Source organism: Streptomyces sp. NPDC006140 (assembly GCF_040628815.1).
In the GTDB taxonomy this organism is placed as follows: domain Bacteria; phylum Actinomycetota; class Actinomycetes; order Streptomycetales; family Streptomycetaceae; genus Streptomyces.
Window position 1 is genome coordinate 187,637 of record NZ_JBEXTS010000012.1, and the last position, 22,131, is coordinate 209,767.

Annotated in this window: 23 protein-coding genes; 8 read left to right on the forward strand and 15 right to left on the reverse strand. The window is 70.3% G+C overall.

Annotated features, from left to right (window positions below; translation table 11 throughout):
- The first annotated feature begins 103 nt into the window (after window positions 1-103).
- Entirely contained in the window at window positions 104-1,306 is a 1,203-nt protein-coding gene (locus ABZ386_RS28870) for a transposase (protein WP_358966486.1), read from the forward strand.
- Window positions 1,307-1,338: 32 nt separating this feature from the next.
- Here ABZ386_RS28870 and ABZ386_RS28875 read toward each other — a convergent pair whose 3' ends face one another.
- Window positions 1,339-1,572: a PTS glucose/sucrose transporter subunit IIB gene (locus ABZ386_RS28875; protein WP_351341963.1), complete on the reverse strand. Its 234-nt coding sequence runs from the start codon at window positions 1,570-1,572 to the stop codon at window positions 1,339-1,341.
- A 555-nt stretch (window positions 1,573-2,127) separates the two neighbouring features.
- Between ABZ386_RS28875 and ABZ386_RS28880 the strand changes: the two genes are divergently transcribed.
- Window positions 2,128-3,390 (forward strand): PTS transporter subunit EIIC, encoded by a 1,263-nt coding sequence (locus tag ABZ386_RS28880; protein ID WP_351341965.1) that lies wholly within the window; start codon window positions 2,128-2,130, stop codon window positions 3,388-3,390.
- Between the two features lie 62 nt (window positions 3,391-3,452).
- Here the strand turns inward: ABZ386_RS28880 and ABZ386_RS28885 are convergent, their stop codons facing one another.
- On the reverse strand, window positions 3,453-4,205 hold the full coding sequence (locus ABZ386_RS28885; protein WP_114253075.1) for an MBL fold metallo-hydrolase: 753 nt from the start codon (window positions 4,203-4,205) through the stop codon (window positions 3,453-3,455).
- Window positions 4,206-4,416: 211 nt separating this feature from the next.
- Here ABZ386_RS28885 and ABZ386_RS28890 point away from each other — a divergent pair, with 211 nt between their 5' ends.
- Window positions 4,417-4,866, forward strand: coding sequence for a type II toxin-antitoxin system PemK/MazF family toxin (locus ABZ386_RS28890; protein ID WP_355715917.1), 450 nt, complete (start codon window positions 4,417-4,419; stop codon window positions 4,864-4,866).
- A 60-nt stretch (window positions 4,867-4,926) separates the two neighbouring features.
- Here ABZ386_RS28890 and ABZ386_RS28895 read toward each other — a convergent pair whose 3' ends face one another.
- The 7 genes from ABZ386_RS28895 to clpS all read right to left on the reverse strand — a co-directional run bounded on the left by ABZ386_RS28895 (window position 4,927) and on the right by clpS (window position 9,788).
- Complete coding sequence (locus ABZ386_RS28895; protein ID WP_358966489.1) at window positions 4,927-5,877, reverse strand: cysteine synthase; 951 nt, start codon at window positions 5,875-5,877, stop codon at window positions 4,927-4,929.
- A gap of 6 nt (window positions 5,878-5,883) precedes the next feature.
- A complete protein-coding gene (locus ABZ386_RS28900) occupies window positions 5,884-6,162 on the reverse strand; it encodes a MoaD/ThiS family protein (RefSeq protein WP_031113213.1) in 279 nt (92 codons plus the stop codon).
- 123 nt (window positions 6,163-6,285) lie between these two features.
- The gene (locus tag ABZ386_RS28905) at window positions 6,286-6,381 is read right to left on the reverse strand and encodes a putative leader peptide (protein ID WP_311688247.1); all 96 of its coding nucleotides are present in this window, start codon (window positions 6,379-6,381) and stop codon (window positions 6,286-6,288) included.
- 99 nt (window positions 6,382-6,480) lie between these two features.
- Entirely contained in the window at window positions 6,481-6,903 is a 423-nt protein-coding gene (locus tag ABZ386_RS28910) for a M67 family metallopeptidase (RefSeq protein ID WP_114253083.1), read from the reverse strand.
- Between the two features lie 133 nt (window positions 6,904-7,036).
- Window positions 7,037-8,464 (reverse strand): amino acid permease, encoded by a 1,428-nt coding sequence (locus tag ABZ386_RS28915; protein ID WP_351341987.1) that lies wholly within the window; start codon window positions 8,462-8,464, stop codon window positions 7,037-7,039.
- 365 nt (window positions 8,465-8,829) lie between these two features.
- Window positions 8,830-9,438 carry a DUF2017 domain-containing protein gene (locus ABZ386_RS28920; protein WP_351341989.1) on the reverse strand — a complete coding sequence of 203 codons (609 nt, stop codon included), beginning with the start codon at window positions 9,436-9,438 and terminating at the stop codon, window positions 8,830-8,832.
- A 32-nt stretch (window positions 9,439-9,470) separates the two neighbouring features.
- Window positions 9,471-9,788, reverse strand: coding sequence for an ATP-dependent Clp protease adapter ClpS (clpS, locus tag ABZ386_RS28925; RefSeq protein ID WP_356501083.1), 318 nt, complete (start codon window positions 9,786-9,788; stop codon window positions 9,471-9,473).
- A 97-nt stretch (window positions 9,789-9,885) separates the two neighbouring features.
- On the opposite strand from clpS, the gene ABZ386_RS28930 reads away from it, so the two are divergent.
- Both ABZ386_RS28930 and ABZ386_RS28935 read left to right on the forward strand, forming a co-directional pair.
- Window positions 9,886-11,232: a nicotinate phosphoribosyltransferase gene (locus tag ABZ386_RS28930; RefSeq protein ID WP_351341991.1), complete on the forward strand. Its 1,347-nt coding sequence runs from the start codon at window positions 9,886-9,888 to the stop codon at window positions 11,230-11,232.
- A gap of 137 nt (window positions 11,233-11,369) precedes the next feature.
- On the forward strand, window positions 11,370-11,960 hold the full coding sequence (locus ABZ386_RS28935) for an isochorismatase family protein (RefSeq protein ID WP_351341993.1): 591 nt from the start codon (window positions 11,370-11,372) through the stop codon (window positions 11,958-11,960).
- Window positions 11,961-11,975: 15 nt separating this feature from the next.
- On the opposite strand, the gene ABZ386_RS28940 is transcribed toward ABZ386_RS28935, so the two are convergent.
- Window positions 11,976-12,320 carry a hypothetical protein gene (locus tag ABZ386_RS28940; protein WP_351341995.1) on the reverse strand — a complete coding sequence of 115 codons (345 nt, stop codon included), beginning with the start codon at window positions 12,318-12,320 and terminating at the stop codon, window positions 11,976-11,978.
- A gap of 122 nt (window positions 12,321-12,442) precedes the next feature.
- Window positions 12,443-14,803: an immune inhibitor A domain-containing protein gene (locus ABZ386_RS28945; RefSeq protein WP_358966493.1), complete on the reverse strand. Its 2,361-nt coding sequence runs from the start codon at window positions 14,801-14,803 to the stop codon at window positions 12,443-12,445.
- Window positions 14,804-15,206: 403 nt separating this feature from the next.
- Here ABZ386_RS28945 and ABZ386_RS28950 point away from each other — a divergent pair, with 403 nt between their 5' ends.
- On the forward strand, window positions 15,207-15,485 hold the full coding sequence (locus tag ABZ386_RS28950) for a hypothetical protein (protein WP_351342177.1): 279 nt from the start codon (window positions 15,207-15,209) through the stop codon (window positions 15,483-15,485).
- Between the two features lie 54 nt (window positions 15,486-15,539).
- Here the strand turns inward: ABZ386_RS28950 and ABZ386_RS28955 are convergent, their stop codons facing one another.
- The gene (locus tag ABZ386_RS28955) at window positions 15,540-16,262 is read right to left on the reverse strand and encodes an RDD family protein (protein ID WP_358966495.1); all 723 of its coding nucleotides are present in this window, start codon (window positions 16,260-16,262) and stop codon (window positions 15,540-15,542) included.
- Between the two features lie 91 nt (window positions 16,263-16,353).
- The gene (locus tag ABZ386_RS28960; RefSeq protein WP_358966498.1) at window positions 16,354-18,231 is read right to left on the reverse strand and encodes an RDD family protein; all 1,878 of its coding nucleotides are present in this window, start codon (window positions 18,229-18,231) and stop codon (window positions 16,354-16,356) included.
- A gap of 245 nt (window positions 18,232-18,476) precedes the next feature.
- On the opposite strand from ABZ386_RS28960, the gene ABZ386_RS28965 reads away from it, so the two are divergent.
- Window positions 18,477-18,887 (forward strand): SsgA family sporulation/cell division regulator, encoded by a 411-nt coding sequence (locus tag ABZ386_RS28965; RefSeq protein WP_351342003.1) that lies wholly within the window; start codon window positions 18,477-18,479, stop codon window positions 18,885-18,887.
- Between the two features lie 10 nt (window positions 18,888-18,897).
- Here the strand turns inward: ABZ386_RS28965 and ABZ386_RS28970 are convergent, their stop codons facing one another.
- Both ABZ386_RS28970 and hppD read right to left on the reverse strand, forming a co-directional pair.
- Entirely contained in the window at window positions 18,898-20,304 is a 1,407-nt protein-coding gene (locus tag ABZ386_RS28970) for an FAD-linked oxidase C-terminal domain-containing protein (protein WP_358966614.1), read from the reverse strand.
- 85 nt (window positions 20,305-20,389) lie between these two features.
- Window positions 20,390-21,535 carry a 4-hydroxyphenylpyruvate dioxygenase gene (gene hppD, locus ABZ386_RS28975; protein WP_351342005.1) on the reverse strand — a complete coding sequence of 382 codons (1,146 nt, stop codon included), beginning with the start codon at window positions 21,533-21,535 and terminating at the stop codon, window positions 20,390-20,392.
- Window positions 21,536-21,658: 123 nt separating this feature from the next.
- Here hppD and ABZ386_RS28980 point away from each other — a divergent pair, with 123 nt between their 5' ends.
- A complete protein-coding gene (locus ABZ386_RS28980) occupies window positions 21,659-22,129 on the forward strand; it encodes an Lrp/AsnC family transcriptional regulator (RefSeq protein ID WP_031113178.1) in 471 nt (156 codons plus the stop codon).
- Window positions 22,130-22,131 lie beyond the last annotated feature (2 nt).

Below are 22,131 nucleotides of genomic sequence, written 5' to 3' on the forward strand. Positions count from 1 at the left end.
ATTGTGATGGCCGTGCCGGGACGAGGGTACGGGTGTGCGCATGTCGCACGTACCGTGCAGTCATTAGCCGGATCGAGTTGGCGGCGCGCGGGAGGAGGAGGTCGTGGCGGAGGCGAGGGAGGCCGTGGCGGGCAGCCATGCCCGGTACACGTACCGGCTGCGCGTGTCGTCGACGGCCTGCGCGGCGCTACTGGCGGAGTGGGCCCGCTGCCGGTGGATCTGGAATGAGTGCGTTGCCCGCTCCAGGAAGGCCCACCAGGAGGGGGAGGCGTGCGGTCCCGCCCGGCTGGACAGGATGCTGACCGAGGCGCGTGCCGTGACGCCGTGGCTGGCCGAGGGCTCGTCGGTGCCGCAGCAGCAGCTCATTCGTGACTTCGGCAAGTCCCGCGCAAAGGCGCTCAAGGACATCAAGGACCGTCTTCCGCAGCGACAGCGGGCCGGTATGCCGAGGTACAGGAAAAAGCGCGAAGCCGACCCCACTCTCAACTACACGCGGCGCGGTTTCCGGCTCAAGGATGGGCGCCTGCACTTGGCCGGGAACATCCTCCTGACAGTGGTGTGGTCCCGCGCACTGCCCGCCGAGCCGTCCAGTGTGCGCGTGTACCGGGACTGCCTCGGTCACTGGTACGCCTCCTTCGTCGTTCCCGCCGAAGTCCAGCCACTGCCCGCCACCGGCCGCGTGATCGGGATCGACTGGGGGGTGAAGGAGACCGCCACCACCACATCCGACGCCCACGACCTCCCGCACGCCGAACACGGAAGGAAGTGCAGGGCGAAGCTCACCCGGTACGACCGGATGATGGCCCGCCGCAAAACCGCCACGGGGCAGCCGGCGTCGAAGGGCTACCGGCAGGCGAAGAAGCTGCGCGCCAAGGCGTACAAGAAGGTCGCCCGGCAGCGGCAGGACACCGCACGCAAGTGGGCGAAGAAGGTCGTGACCGACCACGACGCCATCGCGGTGGAGGACTTCCGCCCGAAGTTCCTCGCTCGGACACCGATGGCCCGTAAGGCAGCGGACGCCGCCATCGGCGCCACGAAGCGCGCCCTGGTCGAGATGGGCCGCAAACACCGGCGCGACGTGCGCCTGGTGCATCCCGCACACACCACCATGGACTGCGCGCAGTGCGGAGCGAGAACCAAGCACGCACTGCCTCTGTCGGAACGCACCTACACATGCACCGCCTGCGGAGCCGTATCCCCCAGGGACAAGAACTCCGCCGGCGTGATGCTCGTCCGGGCTGGTCTGAACCCGGCTGGCGTCGAGGGCGTGAGACCTCCTGGAGCGCTGCTCCAGGAGGCGGCCTGAGCCAGGAATCCCCTCTTCAGAGAGGGGAGCATTCAAATCAGGTCTTCGATCTCCGCGGCGATGGGGTCGGCGTCGGTGCCGATGACGACCTGGATGGCCGTGCCCATCTTGACGACGCCGTGGGCGCCGGCGGCCTTCAGGGCGGCCTCGTCGACCTTGGCGGGGTCGACGACCTCGGTGCGGAGGCGGGTGATGCAGCCTTCGACCTCTTCGATGTTGTCGATGCCGCCGAGCCCGGCAACGATCTTCTCAGCCTTGGTGGCCATGTTCGTTCTCCCTGATCCGAACCGCTTTATCGCAGTAACCCACAGTTGGCCCGTCTTTGCGAGCGGCCATGTCGTGCGTGCCGAAGGATGGCGTCACGTCAGCGTGCGGCCATCCGTTCGACTGGTCTACACCACGAGCCCGCCTCTCGACAAAAGTCTCTCGACAAAGGGGACCGGAATGAGTGCCGACAACCCCGTCGGCACCGAGGCCGCCGTCAGTCCCCTCCGCGCTCGCTGGAACTAGCTGTTTCAAGGGTTGAACTTATGGTTCACCCACACGCGCCCGGCCTGGCGCCAACGACGGCGACTCACGCGGTTCGACCTGAGGACTCCGGGGCGGGAGCCCGTGGAGGACGTCGAGGACAGCGCCAAGGCGTGATCGTCGGGGCGGGCGGAATTGGCGGGTTCCACTCGTTCGGCCTACCGTGCTACAACTGGTCTACACCACTCCCTGGTGGAGGCCGCGCGGTGGAGACCGCGTTCCCCATTCTTCGAGACGCCGCCGTCCCCCGTCGCATTCTTCCTGGGCGGCGCCGCGCCCCCTGGAGGAAGTACATGTCCACTGATACAGCCGCGCCCGCGAGCCCGGGCAAGGGCTCGGCCGTGATGGCCGTCCTGCAGCGCATCGGCCGCAGCCTCATGCTGCCCGTCGCCGTGCTGCCCGCCGCCGCCCTGCTGGTCCGCCTCGGCAACACCGACATGCTCGGGCGCGAGTCGTTCCCCGCCTTCATCACCAAGATCGCGGGCTTCATGGCGGCCGGCGGCAACGCGATCCTGGACAACATGGCGCTGCTGTTCGCCGTGGGCATCGCGATCGGCTTCGCCAAGAAGTCGGACGGCTCGACCGCGCTGGCGGCCGTGGTGGGCTACCTGGTCTTCAAGAACGTGCTGGCGACGTTCACCGACAAGAGCCTGCCGCAGGTGGCGAAGGTCGTCGACGGCAAGATCGTGATGACGGACGCGCCGGTGGACGCCAAGGTGCTCGGCGGTGTGGTGATGGGCCTCGTCGTCGCCCTGCTCTACCAGCGGTTCTACCGCACCAAGCTGCCCGACTGGGCGGGCTTCTTCGGCGGCCGCCGCCTGGTGCCGATCCTGTCGGCCTTCGCGGGCCTGGTCATCGGCATCGTCTTCGGTTACATATGGCCGGTCCTCGGCACGGCCCTGCACAACTTCGGCGAGTGGCTGGTCGGCTCCGGCGCGGTCGGCGCGGGCATCTTCGGTGTCGCCAACCGCGCGCTGATCCCGATCGGCATGCACCACCTGCTGAACTCCTTCCCCTGGTTCCAGGCCGGCACCTACGAGGGCAAGAGCGGCGACATCGCCCGGTTCCTGGCGGGCGACCCGAGCGCCGGGCAGTTCATGACCGGCTTCTTCCCGATCATGATGTTCGCGCTGCCGGCCGCCTGCCTGGCGATCGTGCACTGCGCCCGGCCCGAGCGCCGCAAGGTCGTCGGCGGCATGATGTTCTCCCTCGCGCTGACGTCGTTCGTCACCGGTGTCACCGAGCCGATCGAGTTCACCTTCATGTTCATCGCCCCGGTGCTGTACGCGATCCACGCGGTGCTCACCGGTGTCTCCATGGCCCTGACCTGGGCTCTCGGAATGAAGGACGGCTTCGGCTTCTCGGCCGGCGCGGTGGACTTCTTCCTGAACCTGGGCATCGCGACCAACCCGTGGGGCCTGGCCCTGGTCGGCCTGTGCTTCGCGGCGGTCTACTACGTGGTCTTCCGCTTCGCGATCACCAAGTTCAACCTGCCGACGCCCGGCCGGGAGTCCGACGAGGAACTCGCCGAGCTGCAGAAGGCGGAGGCCAAGTAGTCCGCCGACCGCCGAAGGCCCCGGAACCGCTCGGTTCCGGGGCCTTCGCGCGGGTGGATCGTTCAGATCTCGTACGTCTGCCGGGGTACGGCGAGCTCCACGGGACCGTCGTAGACCTCGCGGGCGTCGACGAGGTTGACCTGCGGGTCGGTCCACGGCGGGATGTGGGTGAGGACCAGGCGGCGGGCACCGGCCCGGGCCGCCGTCTGTCCCGCCTCGCGGCCGTTGAGGTGCAGGTCGGGGATGTTTTCCTTGCCGTGCGTGAACGCCGCCTCGCACAGGAACAGGTCGGCGTCCCTGGCGAGTTCGTCCAGGGCCGGGGTCACGCCGGTGTCGCCGGAGTACGTGAGGACCTTGCCGTCGTGTTCGACGCGGATGCCGTACGCCTCCACGGGGTGGGCCACCCGCTCGGTGTGCACCGTGAAGGGGCCGATCTCGAAGGTGGACGGCTTGACCGTGTGGAAGTCGAAGACCTCGCTCATGGACGAGGCGGAGGGGGTGTCCGCGTAGGCGGTGGTCAGCCGGTGTTCCGTGCCCTCGGGTCCGTAGACGGGGAGCGGGTCGCAGCGGCCGCCGTCGTGGCGGTAGTAGCGCGCGACGAAGTACGCGCACATGTCGATGCAGTGGTCGGCGTGCAGGTGGCTGAGGAAGATCGCGTCGAGGTCGTAGAGACCGCAGTGGCGCTGCAGCTCGCCCAGGGCACCGTTGCCCATGTCGAGAAGCAGCCGGAAGCCGTCGGCCTCGACGAGGTAGCTCGAGCAGGCCGATTCCGCGGACGGGAACGACCCCGAGCAGCCGACGACGGTGAGCTTCATGAAGCAGAAACCTCCGCTGGCGGGAATGTCTGAGAGGGGCGTCGGGGGTCGTGCGGTTCGTCGAGCGTAAGGCGCAAAACCTCCGGTAGCTCCTCCGCCAAGGGCTGTTGTGGGCGAACTCACCTGTGCTGTCACCGGTTCGGCTGGCAGGGCCGGCGGTGATCCTCGCGAGGGGGGCGCGCTGGAGCGATGGCGCCGGTAACGTCTCAGTATGGACACGTCCTGGTGGCTGGCGCTCGCCGCGGTGGTACTGCTCGCGCTCGTCGCCACGCTCGTCGACGGCTGGGGGCGCGGGCGGCGGTGGCGGGAGCGGCGGACCGGGGTGACGGCACCGGCCGGCCCGGGGACCGGGCGGCCGCAGCCGGCGGAGATCTGGTGGGCGGACGTCCCCTACGAGGACGAGGCCCGGACGAAGGACCGGCCCTGCCTGGTCCTGGCGGTGCGCGGGGAGCGGGCCACCGTCGCGAAGATCACCACCCGCTTCCGCGACGCACGCACCGGCGTCATCCCGCTCCCCCCGGGCTCGGTCGGCGACACGCAGGGCCGCGCGAGCTTCCTGGAGACGGACGAGCTGCGCGAGGTGCCGGTGTGGGGCTTCCGGCGGCGGGTCGGGGTGGTGGATCCGGCGCTGTGGGACCAGGTGCGGTACCTGGCCGGGTGATCCGGACGGCGAAGGGGCCGGAGTCGCGACTCCGGCCCCTCGGTGTGTCCGTGCCGTGGGCTACGCCCAGAGCTGGCCCTGGAGCGTCTCGATGGCCTCCTCCGTGGTGGCCGCCGTGTAGACGCCGGTCGACAGGTACTTCCAGCCGCCGTCGGCGACGACGAACACGATGTCGGCCGGCTCACCGGCCTTCACGGCCTTGCGGCCGACGCCGATCGCGGCGTGCAGCGCGGCGCCCGTGGAGACGCCGGCGAAGATGCCCTCCTGCTGGAGCAGTTCGCGGGTCCGGGTGACCGCGTCGGCCGAGCCGACCGAGAAGCGGGTGGTGAGCACGGACGCGTCGTACAGCTCGGGCACGAAGCCCTCGTCGAGGTTGCGCAGACCGTAGACGAGGTCGTCGTAGCGCGGTTCGGCGGCGACGATCTGGATGTCGGGCTTGTGCTCGCGCAGGTAGCGGCCCACGCCCATGAGCGTGCCGGTGGTACCGAGGCCCGCGACGAAGTGCGTGACGGAGGGCAGGTCGGCGAGGATCTCGGGGCCCGTGGTCGCGTAGTGGGCGCCCGCGTTGTCCGGGTTGCCGTACTGGTACAGCATCACCCAGTCCGGGTACTCGGCCGAGAGTTCCTTGGCGACGCGCACGGCGGTGTTGGAGCCGCCCGCGGCCGGGGAGGAGATGATCTCGGCGCCCCACATGGCCAGCAGGTCACGGCGTTCCTGCGAGGTGTTCTCGGGCATCACGCACACGATGCGGTAGCCCTTGAGCTTCGCCGCCATGGCCAGGGAGATGCCGGTGTTGCCCGAGGTGGGCTCCAGGATCGTGCAGCCGGGGGTGAGGCGGCCGTCCTTCTCCGCCTGCTCGATCATGTGCAGGGCGGGGCGGTCCTTGACCGAGCCGGTGGGGTTGCGGTCCTCCAGCTTCGCCCAGATGCGGACGTCGGGGGACGGCGACAGCCGCGGCAGGCGCACCAGGGGGGTGTTGCCGACCGCGGCCAGGGGTGAGTCGTAGCGCATGGGTGATCAGACCATGCCGCCGGCCACGGCCGGCAGGATCGTGACGTTGTCGCCGTCCGACAGCTTGGTGTTGATGCCGTCGAGGAAGCGGACGTCCTCGTCGTTCAGGTACACGTTGACGAAGCGGCGCAGCTGGTCGCCGTCCACGATGCGGGCCTGGATGCCCGCGTGCCGGGTCTCGAGGTCGGTGAACAGCTCGGCGAGGGTGTCACCGGTGCCCTCCACCGCCTTCTGGCCGTCGGTGTACTGGCGGAGGATGGTCGGGATGCGGACCTCGATGGCCATGGCTCAGGGCTCCTGTCGGAAGGTGTCGTCGGGTGGTGGCGCGCGGCGGCGCGGGCGTGCGTGGTCGTACGCAGGTGGAGCGTTTCGCCGCGGCTCACGGCCGTACGGCGGCAGGGTGCTGCGTCAACAGATGGCGCTGGCGAGCCTGCACAGGTCGACGTGCAGCCGCGCCACGAGCAGATCGCCCGGCGTCTTTTCGCTCACGTCGTGGAAAACCATGGGCTCATCGTATCGATTCCCGGCCGGGCCTCCGGAGTGTGATCCCACACTTCGGACGTCATTCATCCGCATGTCGAGATTCCCGAGTTCAGGGCCTGCTCAGTACGCCTCGACGATGGTGACCTCCTCCTCCGTGACCTCGCCCTCGACGATCCGGAAGGAGCGGAACTGGAACTCTCCGGCCCCGTCGGTGTCGGCGGTGGAGACCAGGACGTAGTGCGCGCCGGGCTCGTTGGCGTAGGAGATGTCGGTGCGCGAGGGGTAGGCCTCGGTCGCCGTGTGGGAGTGGTAGATGACCACCGGCTCCTCGTCGCGGTCGTCCATCTCGCGGTAGAGCCTGAGCAGGTCGCCGGAGTCGAACTCGTAGAACGTGGGTGACATGGCCGCGTTCAGCATGGGGATGAAGCGCTCGGGGCGGTCCGAGCCCGCCGGGCCCGCGACGACGCCGCATGCCTCGTCGGGGTGGTCCTTGCGGGCATGGGCGACGATCTGGTCGACGAGGGCCTGGGTGATGGTCAGCATGCTCGTCAGGATAAGCAGAAGGGCCGTTCCGTACCGAGGGTTGGTACGGAACGGCCCACATGCCGGACGCCCTGAGCGGCAGCCGCAGGGAGTGCCACGAGAACTCCCTGCGGCGGGCGTCCCGCGGGGTTGGTCAGCCGACCTTCTCGAACTCCGCGTCGCCGCGGCGCTCGGCGATCTGCGGGTTGCGGCTCTTGAGGACCGCCCAGCCGATGCCGAGGGCGACCGCCCAGCCGGCCGCGACGTACAGGCAGATCCGCGCGTCCTTGTCGTACGCGATCATGCAGGTCACGCCGACGAGGAAGAGGAGCGCGACCCAACTGAAGAGCGCTCCGCCGGGGGCGGGGAAGGACGAGGCGCGCAGCCGGCCCGCGTCGACGGCGGCGCGGTAGCGGATGTGGCTGACGAGGATCATCATCCAGGTCCAGATGCCGGCCGCGGTGGCGACGGAGGTGACGTAGAGGAACGCCTTCTCCGGGACGACGTAGTTCAGCACGACGCCGATGCCCATGAGCGCCACGGAGACCGTGATGCCGACGGCGGGCGTCTTGCGGGCGTTGAGCTTGCCGAACGCCTGCGGGGCCTCGCTGTTGGCGGCCAGGTCGCGCAGCATCCGGCCGGTGGAGTACATGCCCGAGTTGCAGGACGACAGGGCCGCGGTGAGCACCACGAAGTTGACGATGCCCGCGGCGAGCGGGATGCCGATCTCGCCGAAGGCGTGGACGAAGGGGCTCTCACCGGCGGAGAACTCGGTCCACTTGACGACGGAGAGGATCACCAGCAGGGCGCCGACGTAGAAGACGATGATGCGCCAGGGCAGGGTGTTGATGGCCTTGGGCAGGGTCTTCTCGGGGTTCTCGGACTCGCCCGCGGTGACGCCGACGAGTTCGACGGCGAGGTAGGCGAACATGACGCCCTGGAGGGTCATCAGGCTGGAGCCGATGCCGTTCGGGAAGAAGCCGTCGTGCGACCAGAGGTTGGAGACGGTGGCGGTGTCACCGGCGTCGGAGAAGCCGAGGGTGAGCACGCCGAGGCCGATGACGATCATGCCGATGATGGCCGTGACCTTGATCATCGAGAACCAGAACTCGACCTCGCCGAAGATCTTGACGGAGATCAGGTTGACGCCGAAGAGCACCACCAGGAACACCAGGGCGCTGACCCACTGCGGGATCTCCGGGAACCAGAAGTGGATGTAGATCGCGGCGGCCGTGAGCTCGGCCATGCCGGTGACCACCCACATGAGCCAGTACGTCCAGCCCGTGACGAACCCGAAGAACGGGCCGAGGAACTCGCGGGCGTACTCGGCGAAGGAGCCGGAGACGGGCCGGTAGAGGAGCAGTTCGCCCAGCGCCCGCATGATGAAGAAGATCACGACGCCCGCGAGGGCGTACATGAGGATGATGCTGGGGCCTGCCTTGGCGATGTTCGCTCCGGCACCCATGAACAGGCCGACGCCGATGGCGCCGCCGATCGCGATCATCTGGACTTGGCGGCTGCCGAGTCCGCGCTCGTACCCCTCTTCGGGCACGTTGTCCGTGTCGACCTGCGCAGAGGTCATGTGTGGTGCGCCTTTCTCCATGCCGACCCGGGCCTCTCGTCGGCCTCGGATCGGGTCTCGATCCCCCCGGATTGATGGAGCTGAGCGGATCTCGGGAGCCCGCTCGTGCCTGGCCGGCGGTTGCCGGCTCGGTGGCGCACCCGGCCGAACATTCGGGTGGTGCTCGCCGGGCGGTCGTGAAGATTTATCACGGCCGCAATACTGATCACAGGGGCGCGATGTGGCGCACCACACAGGGGAATACGGACAAAGCGCACCCGAAGAGGCCATAGAGGGCGGGTGCGGTGACGGGATCGTTATCCGGATTTGAGTGTCCTCTGAGCGAACACCGAAGGGTCACCCACCGGTCACAGAATCCCCACAGATCAGGGCATAAGCGTTCCGACCAGCGTCTCCTGGAGGCCGCCCAGCCACAGGTACGCCATCACCATCGGCTTGCGCGGGTCCTCGTCCGGAAGCCGGTAGAGGAGGTCGGTGTCCTCCTCTTCGGTGATCTCCAGGCGCGAGCCGATCGCGAGGCGCAGGTCGTTCAGGGCGCCGAGCCACTGCTGGGACTCCCCCGGCGACAGCTTCAGCACCGCTCCGCCCTCACCGGCCGAGGCCGAGGCGAGCGCGTCCAGGGAGCGGATCACCGCGAGGGCGTTGTCCCGCTTGCCGGCCCGCAGGTCGTTCTCGGTGTAGCGGCGGAACTCGGCGGAGTAGGCGCGCTGCTCCTCGGCGTCCCGGGGCGAGGAGGGCTGCTCGGGGTCGCTGTAGGCGTCCGGGAAGAGCCGCTTGAGCACCGGGTCGGAGGGCGGCTCGCTCGGGCCCTCCGCGAACAGCTCGGCGAGCGGGTCGTCGGGGGCGTCCGCGGCGGGGCCGGGGCCGATGAGCTCCAGGAGCTGGACGGCCAGCGACCGGATGATGGAGATCTCGACGTCGTCGAGGGCGACGGCCGCGCCGCCGCCGGGAAGCGGTTCGAAGGTTCCGGGCATGAACGCCTTTTCACTGCTGGGCGGGCTGCTGGCTACTTGCGGTCCTGCTGGAGGGTGGCCCACAGGCCGTAGCCGTGCATGGCCTGCACATCGCGTTCCATCTCCTCGCGGCTGCCGCTGGAGACGACCGCCCGGCCCTTGTGGTGGACGTCGAGCATGAGCTTGGTGGCCTTGTCCTTGGAGTAGCCGAAGTACGTCTGGAAGACGTACGTCACATAGCTCATGAGGTTGACCGGGTCGTTGTGGACGATGGTGACCCAGGGGACGTCCGGCTCGGGTGCGGCGAAGACCTCCTCCGCCGACTCGGTGCGTTCGATCTCCAGGGGCGCGGGTGACGTCACACTGCCCATGCTGCCACCCGAGGGGGGTAGTCGCACAAACGGGCCTGGAAACCGGGGACCTTGATGCAAATCGTCAAACTGACGAAATGGGGGTACGATCCCGCTCATGAACACAGCGGACCTTGGGCTGCCGGTGGATGTTCCCTCGACGGCGCTCTTCACGGACCAGTACGAGCTGACCATGCTGCAAGGCGCCCTGAAGGCGGGCACGGCCGAGCGGCGCAGCGTGTTCGAGGTCTTCACCCGGCGGCTGCCGGACGGGCGCCGCTACGGCGTCGTGGCGGGCACCGGGCGCGTGCTCGACGCGGTGGAGAACTTCCGCTTCGACGCGGGCGTCCTCGGCTTCCTGCGCGAGCGGGAGATCGTCGACGAGCAGACCCTGGAGTGGCTCGCCGGCTACCGGTTCAGCGGGGACATCTGGGGCTACCCCGAGGGCGAGGTGTACTTCCCGGGCTCGCCGATCATGCGCGTCGAGGGCACCTTCGCCGAGTGCGTGCTGCTGGAGACCGTGATCCTGTCGATCCTCAACCACGACTCCGCGATCGCCGCGGCGGCCTCGCGCATGTCGGCGGCGGCGGGCGGCCGGCCGCTGATCGAGATGGGCGCCCGGCGCACCCACGAACTGGCGGCGGTGGCCGCCTCCCGGGCCGCGTACGTCGGCGGTTTCGCGACCACCTCCGACCTGGCCGCAGGGTTCCGCTACGGCATCCCGACCGTCGGCACCTCCGCGCACGCCTTCACCCTGCTGCACGACAGCGAGCGGGACGCCTTCCAGGCCCAGGTGAACACGCTGGGCCGGGGCACCACGCTGCTGGTGGACACCTACGACGTCGCCGAGGCGGTCCGCACGGCCGTCGACGTCGCCGGGACCGAGCTGGGAGCGGTGCGGATCGACTCCGGGGACCTGCTGCTGGTGGCGCACCGGGTGCGGCAGCAGCTGGACGAGCTGGGCGCGACGGACACGAAGATCATCGTGACCTCGGACCTGGACGAGTACGCGATCGCCTCGCTGGCGGCGGCGCCCGTGGACGCCTACGGCGTCGGCACGCAGCTGGTGACCGGCTCCGGCCACCCGACCTCCTCGATGGTCTACAAGCTGGTCGCCCGGGCCGAGTCCGCCGACCCGAAGGCGCCGCTGGTGCCGGTGGCGAAGAAGTCCAGCGGCGGCAAGACGTCGGTGGGCGGACGCAAGTGGGCCGCGCGGCGGCTGGACGCGCACGGGGTCGCCGAGGCCGAGGTGATCGGCACCGGGCCGGTGCCCGGGCGGCTCGCGGACCGGCAGCTGCTGGTGGAGCTGGTCAAGGGCGGCGAGGTCGTGGCCCGCGAACCGCTGGACGCGGCGCGCGACCGGCACGCGGCGGCGCGCGCGGGCCTGCCGATGTCGGCGACGCAGCTCTCGCGCGGGGAACCGGTCATTCCGACGGAGTACGTCCAGGGGCCTTCGGGTAGTTAGAGCCTGCCGGACAGCCCCTGGCCGACGGGCGTGCGGCGATGCGCCGACCCGTGCCCCTCCCGTCTCCTCCCCCAAGTCAATAGGCTCGGAAGTTCACCGGCCGGGCTTGCCGACCTCATAGCCGAAGGACACCGACCATGCGCCGCGCCTTGATCGTCGTAGACGTGCAGAACGACTTCTGCGAGGGGGGCAGCCTCGCGGTGGCCGGCGGTGCCGATGTGGCCGCCGCCGTCACCGAGCTGATCGGACAGGCCGGCGGGTCCGGCTACCAGCACGTGGTGGCCACCCGCGACCACCACATCGCGCCCGGCGGGCACTTCTCCACCAACCCCGACTACGTCCGCTCCTGGCCCGCGCACTGCGTCGCCGGCACGGAGGGCGTCGGCTTCCACCCCAACTTCGCCCCCGCGGTCGCCTCCGGGTCGATCGACGCCGTGTTCGACAAGGGGGCGTACGCGGCGGCGTACAGCGGCTTCGAGGGCACGGACGAGAACGGCACGAAACTGGCCGACTGGCTCCGCTCCCGCGAGGTCACCGAGGTCGACGTCGTCGGCATCGCCACGGACCACTGCGTGCGCGCCACGGCCCTGGACGCCGCGAAGGAGGGCTTCCGCACGCACGTCCTGCTCGACCTCACGGCCGGGGTGGCCCAGGCGACCACCGAGCGGGCCCTGGAGGAGCTGCGGGAAGCGGGCGTGGAGCTGTCGGGGAAGCCGGTGGTCCAGTAGGACGCGCCCGGCAGGTCAGGTCTGGGCCGTCGGGCGCCGCAGCAGCGACCTGATCGGGCGCCACAGCTCCTGGACCAGGTCCGGGCCGCCGACGACACCGTTGTCGGGGGCCGTGCGCCATATGAGGCCGTCGGGGTGGTGGAGGACCGCGGTGACCTCGTCCGGGGTCGGCGGGGAGGCGTTGCCGCGCAGGTACACCGAGCGCAGGCCGAGGTTGCGGAGCCTGGTCAGGGCTCGGGCGCGGTTCGCGGAATGAACCAGGACGCGGACGGCGCCGGGGCCGTCGGCGGCGGGGCTGGGCAGGTTCAGTGCCACCACCACCGTGCCGTTCGGCAGCTTGCAGAAACCTCCTGCGGCCATGTGGTCATACCCCCGTGTCGGTCGGTGTCAATAAGCGAGCCACAGGACGCACCTAAACACGGATCGGCGGTGACCCGCCAGTGGGTCACCGCCGATCATGCTCTGACCTGCTAAAACGCGATCTACTTCACCGCGGGGCCGACCTCGAGCTCGATCGTCGAGCCGTCGCCGGCCTCCTTGAGGATCTTGATTTTGGTGTTGGTGTCAGTGATCTTGACGCCGGCGGCGTCGTTCGACTCGTCGTAGTAGTCGTGGGTGCGGTCGTTGAAGACCGGCACGCCCTTCGACGACGGGATGCGGGTCGCCACGCCCGCCTTGTGCAGCGTCATGCCGTCCGTACGGAACGTGCTGAACGGCGCGTCGTAGCTCTGGATGCGGTTGCGCATCAGCGTGCCGTCGGCCCACTTCAGCGGGGCCGGGTGCGAGTCGATCGGCAGCAGCAGACCGGCGCCCGGGTGCTCGCTGGTGTTGTTGTCAGCCTGGGAGGTGTCCCACTTCCAGATCAGCAGACCGTTCTGGTACGCGTAGTGCTCCACCCAGTCCGGGCGGGTGTCGGTGAACCCGAAGTTGTACGGGCCGGCCTTGAGGGTCTTGTCGTACGACACGTACTGGCGGTTCTCCGCGATGTAGTACTGCGCGTAGTCCTTGGTGAAGGACTCGCCCATGCGGGAGAAGCCCTTCGCCGTCCAGGCCGCGTCCGCGGACTCGGCGTCGTCGGAGAAGACGGCGGCGCCGTCGGCGGTCACGGCGATCCGGTCGGCCGTGAAGCCCTTCATCGCCAGGCCGCCGTCGGTCTGGTAGCGGAAGCGCAGGTCGAACTTCTTGCCCGCGTAGGCGTCCAGGGAGTACGCCAGCTTCTTGTAGCCGTCGACCGCGCCACTCAGGGCCGGCTTGTCGCTGCCGTCCCGCGGGATCGGCTTGCCGTCCACGGTGCCGTCCAGGGCGGTCCAGTTGGCGCCGCCGTCGGTCGAGACCTCGGCGTAGAGGTGGTCGTAGTTGGCCTCGATCTCGTACCAGCCGTCGAGGGTCAGCGACGCCGACTTCTTCCCGGTCAGGTCGACGGAGCGGGTCAGCGTGTTCTGCAGGTTGTTGCCGCTGCCGCTCCACCACTGCGTCTTGCCCTCGGCGGGGGTGACGAGCTCGGTGGTGACCGCCTTCTTGGGGAGCTCGACGACCAGCGCCTGCTTGTGCTTGGTGTTGTACTCCGCCACGCCCAGCTTGTGCCAGGAGTTGACGCCCGCCTTGGCGCGGTCGTAGTTCAGCCAGCCCAGCTGGAGCTTGTCCCAGGCGGTCATGTCGCCGGGCAGGTCACCGATCTCGTTCTTGCCGGTGCCGAGCCAGGAGCCGGAGGACATCAGCGTCCAGAAGCCGGTGGAGTTCTCGCCGCCCGCGGTGTCGTAGTGGTCGGGCAGGCCGAGGTCGTGGCCGTACTCGTGGGCGTAGACGCCGAGTCCGCCGTTCTCCGGCTGGACGGTGTAGTCGCCGACCCAGACGCCGGTGTCGCCGATCTTCGCGCCGCCGAGCTTGTTGTCCTCGGGGCCGGTGGCGCCGGCGTCGGTGCCGAAGGCGTACCAGCGGTGGGCCCAGATCGCGTCCTCGCCCTGGGCGCCGCCGCCCGCGGACTCGTCCTCGCCGGCGTGCACGACCTGGAAGTGGTCGATGTAGCCGTCGGACTCGTTGAAGTCGCCGTCGCCGTCGAAGTCGTAGCGGTCCCACTGGTCGTACTGCTTGACGTCCGCCTTGATCTCGGCGTCGGTCTTCCCAGCTGCCTTCTGCTGGGAGACCCACGCGTTCAGACCGTCGCTGACGACGTTCCACACGCTCGGGCAGTTCTTGTCACCGCAGGCGTTGTTGCCGTAACGGGCCTCGTTGTAGGGGACCTTGACCCAGTCGGAGACCTCGCCGTCGACCGAGTAGCGGCCGGAGGACTGCTTCTCGTAGTACTTCTTCACCGACTCGGTGTTCTTGCCGGTGCCGAAGTAGAGGTCCTCGAAGTACGTGCGGTCGTAGTCCGCGCGCCAGGCCATGGAGTTGTCCTTCTTGCGGTCCGGCTTGGGTATCTGGTTGTGCAGGGGACCCGGGGTGCCGCCGTAGCGGCTGTCTATCTGGTCGCCGAACTCGACCAGGATCGTGAAGATCTTGTCGGTCTTCTCGCGGCCGAGCTCGACGTACTTGCTGTCGCCCTTCTTGCTCTTGAGCTGGACGACCTTCGAGCCCTCACGGTTCTTGACCGTGGCCTTGCCGGAGATGACCTGGTTCAGGGCCTCCTGGCGCTGCGCCTCCTGGGTCTTGCTCAGCGGGCCTTCGAGGTCGTGCTCGTCGTGCTGGTGATCCGCCGGGTCGCGCCGGTCCACGGTGGCGGGCCGGGGAGCGGAGGTGTGGTCGTCCGCCTGGGCCACGCCGTAGGCCGAGAGGGTGGCGGTGGCCGCCGCGAGCGCCACACCGATGGCAGCCGCTCGGAACGTCCAGGGTCTGCTGGTCACTTGAGTTCCTCCCCCGCGTCCGAGCGCGCGGAAGGAAGGGGTCCCGGTCATGGAAGGTCCGCGCGCGCGTGATCAACGCGTGTAGTCAAGTGACGACATTTGACTAGAGGTTTAGAAGAAAAGACAGACCTTGACTTGCACAGGACAAGTGCACTATGCGGATCCGAGGTTCGTTTTACGGACAACCAACCCTGGGTCCCGCCGCCCTGTGGGCGCGTGCAGCTGTCCACCAGGTGGACGCCATGACTCCGTGCGCCCCCTGTGCACCGCCCTTGTTGATTAGGTCACGCTTACCGTTCGTTCCGCTCGGGCACGCTGCCGGTTAGAGTCGCTTGACGGAACGCCCGAAAGCTGGCGGAATGCCAGGCCGACGCCCCCGTGGACCCCCACTTTCGAGGACATGATGGCCATGCCCCGTCCGACTGCCGCACAGCTCGCCTACGGTTCGTGCACCGTGATCTTCTCGACCCTCGCCATGCTGCTGCTGTCACAGACGACTTCGGGCGCGGGGATCGCGACCATCACCGTCGCGGCGCTCGCCCTCGGGCTGCTGGTCGCCATGACGGTGCCGCTGCCCGGCAAGCGCCCGGCCGCGGTGGAACAGCCCGCGCCCGTGGAGCCCGTACGGGCCTCGGTCACCGCGCCGGTCCAGGAGCCGGTGCGCGAGCGGGCGGCCTCCTGACCGCCCGCTGATCCTTGCGTACTGTTCCGTACCACCAGTTGATCCCGCTGTGCCTCAATTCGCGCTGACCACGACCGTTTTGGCCGCCTTGTCGTGCAGGCCCTGCTTGTAGGGCTCGTTGAAGAAGCTCCAGCCGCCGCAGATCACGAGCCAGAGGCAGGGGCAGCACAAGGTGGCCGGGAGCCACAGCACCGCCGCGCGCGTCAGCGCGTTCTGCGCGGAGGGTGTGGCGGCGCTGTCGAGGTCGACCACCCGGAGGCCCAGCAGTTTCTTGCCGAGGGTCTGGCCCGTCCTGGCGGTCAGGACGGTGTCGTAGGCGACGTACAGGACGGCGGCGACCACGGACCGCCAGAGCGACTGGGCGACGTCGATGCGGTCGGTGTCCACGTCGTACTCGTTGACGCCGAGGCCCCAGGTGAGCAGCCACATGACGGCGCCGACCAGGATCAGGTCGATGACGCGGGCGAGGGTGCGTTTGGCGCCGTCGGCGAGCGGGGGCAGGTCGGAGACGGGGGCGTCGGGGTAGGGGCCGCCGCCGTAGGGACCACCACCGTAAGGACCACCGCCGTACGGGCCACCACCGGATGGGCCACCTCCGTAAGCACCACCGCCGTACGGGCCGTCGCCGTAAGGGCCTTCGCCCGGATACGGCGGGAGTCCGCTGCCGTCGTGCGGGCCGCCCGTGCCCTCGCCGGGCGGCTCGCTCGGGGGCCGTTTTCTGAGCGGGTCGTCTTCCGGGGGCTGCTGACCGGAGCCGGGGGGCGGTTCACTGCTCATGGCCCGAGTCGACCGCGAACCCCTCGGCTCCGCATCCGGCGGACGGCCGTCCGAGGCACGGGCTCACCTGGCCCGGTCCCCCGGCGGCCGCTCAGCCCGCGACGAACGTGTGCGCGGCCTTGTCGTGCCAGCACTGGCGCCACGGCTTGTCGAAGAGGCACCAGGCGACGCCGACGAGACCGACGGCGAGGAGGCCGGGCACGCTGTAGACGAGCCAGCGGCGCAGGGCCGCGCCGAACTCCGGGGCGTCGTGGCCCTCGATGTCCCGTACTTCGAGGCCCATCAGCTTCTTGCCGAGGGTGCGGCCCCACTTGGCGGTGGGCAGCACCTCGGAGACGACACCGGCGAGCAGCAGGACGGCCAGGATGATGCCGAGGTAGACCGACGTGGTGCCGTCGAGCAGCCAGACCGTGACCGTCTCGCCGGAGAGCTTGGCCGCGTCGATCTTCTCGTTGACGTGGTCGATCGCCTTGCCGCCGAGGGGGACGGCGGCCACGGCGGTCAGGCCGGCCAGGACGACGGTGTCCAGCAGCCGGGCGGCCAGGCGCTTGCCGAGCCCCGCGGGGCGGGCGGCCGCCTGGCGCCGGGCGGCCGCCTGGAACGGGTCGTCGACCGGGGGCTTCCAGGGCGCGACGGGCTGCTCGTCGTCCCCGCCGGCTCCGGCGAGCCGGTGCACCTGCTGCGCCCAGGACGACTGACCGCCGCCGGGGCCGGGGCTGAGGGGCGTGGCGGCGGAGGCGACGGCACCGGGCTGCGGCCCGCCCGGCTGCGGTCCGCCGGACTGCGGAGGAACCGTGGGGGCCGCCTGCGGTCCGGACAGCGCGGTCGAGGCGGCCGCACCGGCCTGCGCGGCGGCGGCCCGGGCGGCAGCGGCCTTGCCTGCGCCGAAGCCGGGGCGGTCCGGGGCCCCGGCGGAGGCGGCACCGCCCTGCGCGCTGAAGGCGGGCCCCGCCGGACCACCACCCGAGCCGGCGGCCTGCGCCCCGAAGGCCGGCCCGGCCGAACCACCACCCGAACCGCCGGAACCGCCCGAGCCCGCCGGTCCGAAGCCGGAAGCCCCGGAGCTACCACCCCGGCCCGCCGCTCCAGACTGCCCACCGAATCCGGACCCGGCCGGACCACTTCCCGAACCGGCCGCGCCGGAAGCTCCAGAGCTACCACCCCGGCCTGCCGCCCCGGCCTGCCCACCGAACCCGGACCCCGCCGGGCCACCGCCCGAACCGGCCGCGCCGCCCGGGGCGCCCGGGGCGCCCGGGGCGCCGAAGGCGGCCCCCGCGGGGCCCTGCGAACCGAAGCCCGCGGCGCCGGACTTGCCGCCGGGGCCCGCCGACGGTGCGTCGCCGGCGGACGGGGGCGTGCCCGGACCCGTGCGCGGTGAGACCGCGCGGAACGTCATCGTGCCCTCGTCGGGGCGGTCGGCGGAGGCCGCTGCCCCGCCCCCGGACTCGCCCTTCGGGCGTCGGAAGACGAACGTGCTGCCGGCGGCCGCGGCGCTCTCCTCCTGCTCGGCGGGGCGGGCCGCGGACTCGCCGTCAGGCTGCCGGTCCTGCCGGTCCCCGGGCGCCACCCTCGGGTCAGCCCCCTGGGCCCCCTGCGCGCCCTGCGCGCCCTGTGGTGCGCCCCACGAGACGCGGCGGTCCTGGCCGCCGCCGAAACCGGACTGGCGGGAGCGGTCCGCGCCCCAGGCGGACGCGGGCTCGGGACGGCTGCCGTGCTGGGCGTCCGCGGCGGAGCGGTCCTCGACCGGGTCCTCGTCGAAGAAGTGCGGGCCGGTCTCCTCGACCGAGGCGGCCGGGGCCCCCGCACCGGGCGGCGGCGCGAGCGACTCGCCGTCCTTGGGCGCCGGACGGCTGGTGCCCGGTACCCAGGAGGCACCGTTCCAGTACCGGACATATCCAGGAATGGACGGGTCCGGGTAATACCCTTCGCGGGGCCTGTCGTCACCGGGGGCCGGGGTTGGGGCGCTCATGTCCGTCGTCCCGTATCTGCTCGGGGGCCAAATGGGGGCCTCCACATCTATCAGACGAGCGCAACCCCCACCGCCGCTCCCACCGGACCCACCCCTTTCGAGCACCGATGTGCTACGCGTCGCCCGGCCCCGGCGCGTCCCCCTGCGAAAAAACTTCCGGCAACGCGCGTAATGGCGCGGCCCCCGCCCGCTCTCTCCTCCCGACCGGCCCGCGAGGGCAGCCGTCAGGAGAAGGGAAGACCGCCATGCATAACGTGGTGGAGCGGGAACTGGAGCTGAAGCTCGTCCTGTCGCCGGAGCGCAGGGTCACGGTGCCGGCCCGGCTCGGGTACCTCACCGGCGATCCGTACGCCGTCCACGTCACCTTCCACGTCGACTCCGCGCACCCCGTGCACTGGACGTTCGCCCGGGACCTGTTGGTGGAGGGCGTGTTCCGGCCGTGCGGGCAGGGGGACGTGCGGGTGTGGCCGACGAAGAGCGGGGGGCGCGGTGTCGTGCTGATGGCGCTGAGTTCACCCGACGGGGACGCCCTGCTGGAGGCCCCGGCGGCGCAGGTGTCGGCGTGGCTGGAGCGCACGCTGCGGGCGGTCCCGCCGGGGACGGAGGGCGAGCGGCTCGGGCTCGACGACGAGCTGGCCGAGCTGCTCGCCCAGTGAGCCGCCGGCCTCAGAACAGCTTGCCGGGGTTCAGGATGTTCAGCGGGTCGAAGGCCTGCTTCACGGCCCGCTGCATCTCCATCCCGACGGGGCCGATCTCGCGCGCCAGCCACTCCTTCTTCAGGACGCCCACGCCGTGCTCGCCGGTGATGGTGCCGCCGAGTTCCAGGCCGAGGGCCATGATCTCGTCGAAGGACTCGCGGGCGCGGCGGGACTCGTCGGGGTCCGCCGGGTCGAAGCAGACCGTCGGGTGGGTGTTGCCGTCGCCCGCGTGGGCGACGACGCCGATGGTGAGCCGGTACTTCTCGGCGATCCGGTCGACCCCGTCGAGCATCTCGGCGAGCCGGGAGCGCGGTACGCACACGTCGTCGATCATCGTCACGCCCTTGACGGCTTCGAGGGCGGTGAGGGACAGGCGGCGTGCCTGGAGGAGCAGTTCGGACTCGGCCGTGTCGTCGGCGGGGACGACCTGGGTGGCGCCGGCGGCCTCGCACAGCGCGCCGACGGCGGCCAGGTCGGCGGCCGGGGCGGTGGTGTCGAAGGCGGCCAGGAGCAGGGCCTCGGTGGTCTCGGGGAGGCCCATCTGCGCCAGGTCGTTGACGGCCTTGACCGTCGTACGGTCCATGAGTTCGAGGAGTGACGGGACGTGGCCGCCCTCCATGATGCGGCACACGGCGTCGCAGGCGGCGGCCGAGGAGGCGAACTCGGCGGCCAGCACCAGCTGCTCCGGCGGCTTGGGACGCAGGCCGAGGACGGCCCGGACGATGATGCCGAGCGAGCCCTCCGAGCCGACGAACAGCCGGGTGAGGTCGTAGCCGGCGACGCCCTTGGCGGTGCGGCGGCCGGTGGACATGAGCCGCCCGTCGGCCAGCACCACGTCCAGTCCGAGGACGTACTCGGCGGTGACGCCGTACTTCACGCAGCACAGGCCGCCCGAGGCCGTGCCGATGTTGCCGCCGATGGTGCACATCTCCCAGCTGGAGGGGTCCGGCGGGTAGTACAGGCCGTGTTCGCCGACGGCCCGGGACAGGGCGGCGTTGACGACGCCGGGCTCGACGACGGCGACGCGGTCGACCGGGTTGATCTCCAGGATCCGGTCCATCTTCGTCAGGGAGAGCACGATGCAGCCGTCGGAGGCGTTGGCGGCGCCGGACAGGCCCGTGCGGGCGCCCTGCGGGACGACCGGGACGCGAAGGGCGGTGGCGGTGCGCATCACGTGCTGGACCTGTTCGGCCGTACGGGGCAGTACGACGACGGCCGGGGTGCCGGCCGGGCAGAAGCTCGCCATGTCGTGGGCGTAGGAGCCCGTGATGTCGGGGTCGGTGAGCACCGCCTCGGCGGGGAGGCCGCCGAGCAGCAGGTCGACGAGGTTGCCGGTCCGGTCGTCGCGAGGCGCTTCGATACGGCTCATGATCAGAGGTTCGCATCCGGGGCGGGCGCTGTGAACCCCGCGGCCGTGCGGGTGCCCCGTGACACCCGCACGGCCCATGAAGCGCCGTCGGCTACAGGTTGCCGCGGCGGGCCTGCTCGCGCTCGATCGCCTCGAACAAGGCCTTGAAGTTGCCCTTGCCGAAGCCCATGGAGCCGTGGCGTTCGATGATCTCGAAGAAGACCGTCGGACGGTCCTGGACCGGCTTGGTGAAGATCTGCAGCAGGTAGCCGTCCTCGTCGCGGTCGGCGAGGATCTTCAGTTCGCGCAGGGTGTCGATCGGGACGCGGGTCTCGCCGACCCACTCCCCCAGCGTGTCGTAGTAGGAGTCGGGCGTGTTGAGGAACTCGACGCCGGCCGCGCGCATCGTGCGGACCGTCTGCACGATGTCGTTGGTGTTCAGCGCGATGTGCTGCACGCCCGCGCCGCCGTAGAACTCCAGGTACTCGTCGATCTGCGACTTCTTCTTCGCGATGGCCGGCTCGTTGATCGGGAACTTGACCTTGAGCGTGCCGTCGGCGACGACCTTCGACATCAGCGCGCTGTACTCGGTGGCGATGTCGTCGCCCACGAACTCCTTCATGTTCGTGAAGCCCATGACCTTGTTGTAGAAGCCGACCCACTCGTTCATGCGGCCGAGTTCGACGTTGCCGACGCAGTGGTCGATCGCCTGGAAGGTGCGCTGCGCGGGCGGCTCGACCATCGGCCGGGCGGCGACGTAACCGGGCAGATAGGGGCCGTCGTAGCCGCTGCGCTCGACGAGGGTGTGGCGGGTCTCGCCGTAGGTGGCGATGGCGGCCAGGACGACCGTGCCGTGCTCGTCCTTCATCTCGTACGGCTCGGCGACCGAGCGGGCGCCGTGCTCGATGGCGTAGGCGTACGCGGCGCGCGCGTCCGGGACCTCGATGGCGAGGTCGACGACGCCGTCGCCGTGCTCGGCGACGTGCCGGGCGAGGAAGTGGCCCCAGTCCGTGGACGGCTTGATGACCGAGGTGAGGACGAAGCGGGCGGAGCCGTTCTCCAGGACGTAGGCAGCGGTCTCGCGGCTGCCGTTCTCCGGTCCGGAGTAGGCGACCAGCTTCATGCCGAAGGCGGTGGAGTAGTAGTGCGCCGCCTGCTTGGCGTTGCCCACGGCGAAGACGACCGCGTCCATTCCCTTGACCGGGAAGGGGTCGGCCTGCCGGGCGGTGTCGGGAGTGTGGTGTGTGGTCTGCGTCATAGCCGCAGGGTCTCCCCGCTCGGCAAGGTGCGCAATAGTTTGCGTTTCCGCTGGGCAATCTGTTCAGCAATACGGCCGAAGTATCGGTCCTTCTGTACAGGATGACCACCTCGGGAGGCTGCTGTGTCGATCGATCGTCTGGACGGCCGGATCATCCTGCTGCTCGCCCGGGAGCCGCGGATCGGGGTGCTGGAGATGTCGCGGCGGCTGGGCGTGGCCCGGGGCACGGTGCAGGCGCGGCTGGACCGGCTTCAGTCGAACGGAGTCATCCGCGGATTCGGCCCGGAGGTGGATCCGGCCGCGCTCGGCTATCCGGTCACCGCCTTCGCCACGCTGCAGATCCGCCAGGGCCAAGGAGCCGATGTACGGGCCCACTTGGCGTCCGTGCCCGAGGTGCTGGAGCTGCACACCACCACCGGCAGCGGGGACATGCTGTGCCGTCTCGTGGCCCGCTCGAACGCCGATCTCCAGCGTGTGATCGACCGGGTCGTCGGTTTTGATGGCATCGTCCGGGCCTCCACGGCGATCGTCATGGAGAACCCCGTCCCGCCGCGGATCATCCCGCTGGTGGAGCAGGCCGCGGAGGAGACCTGAGT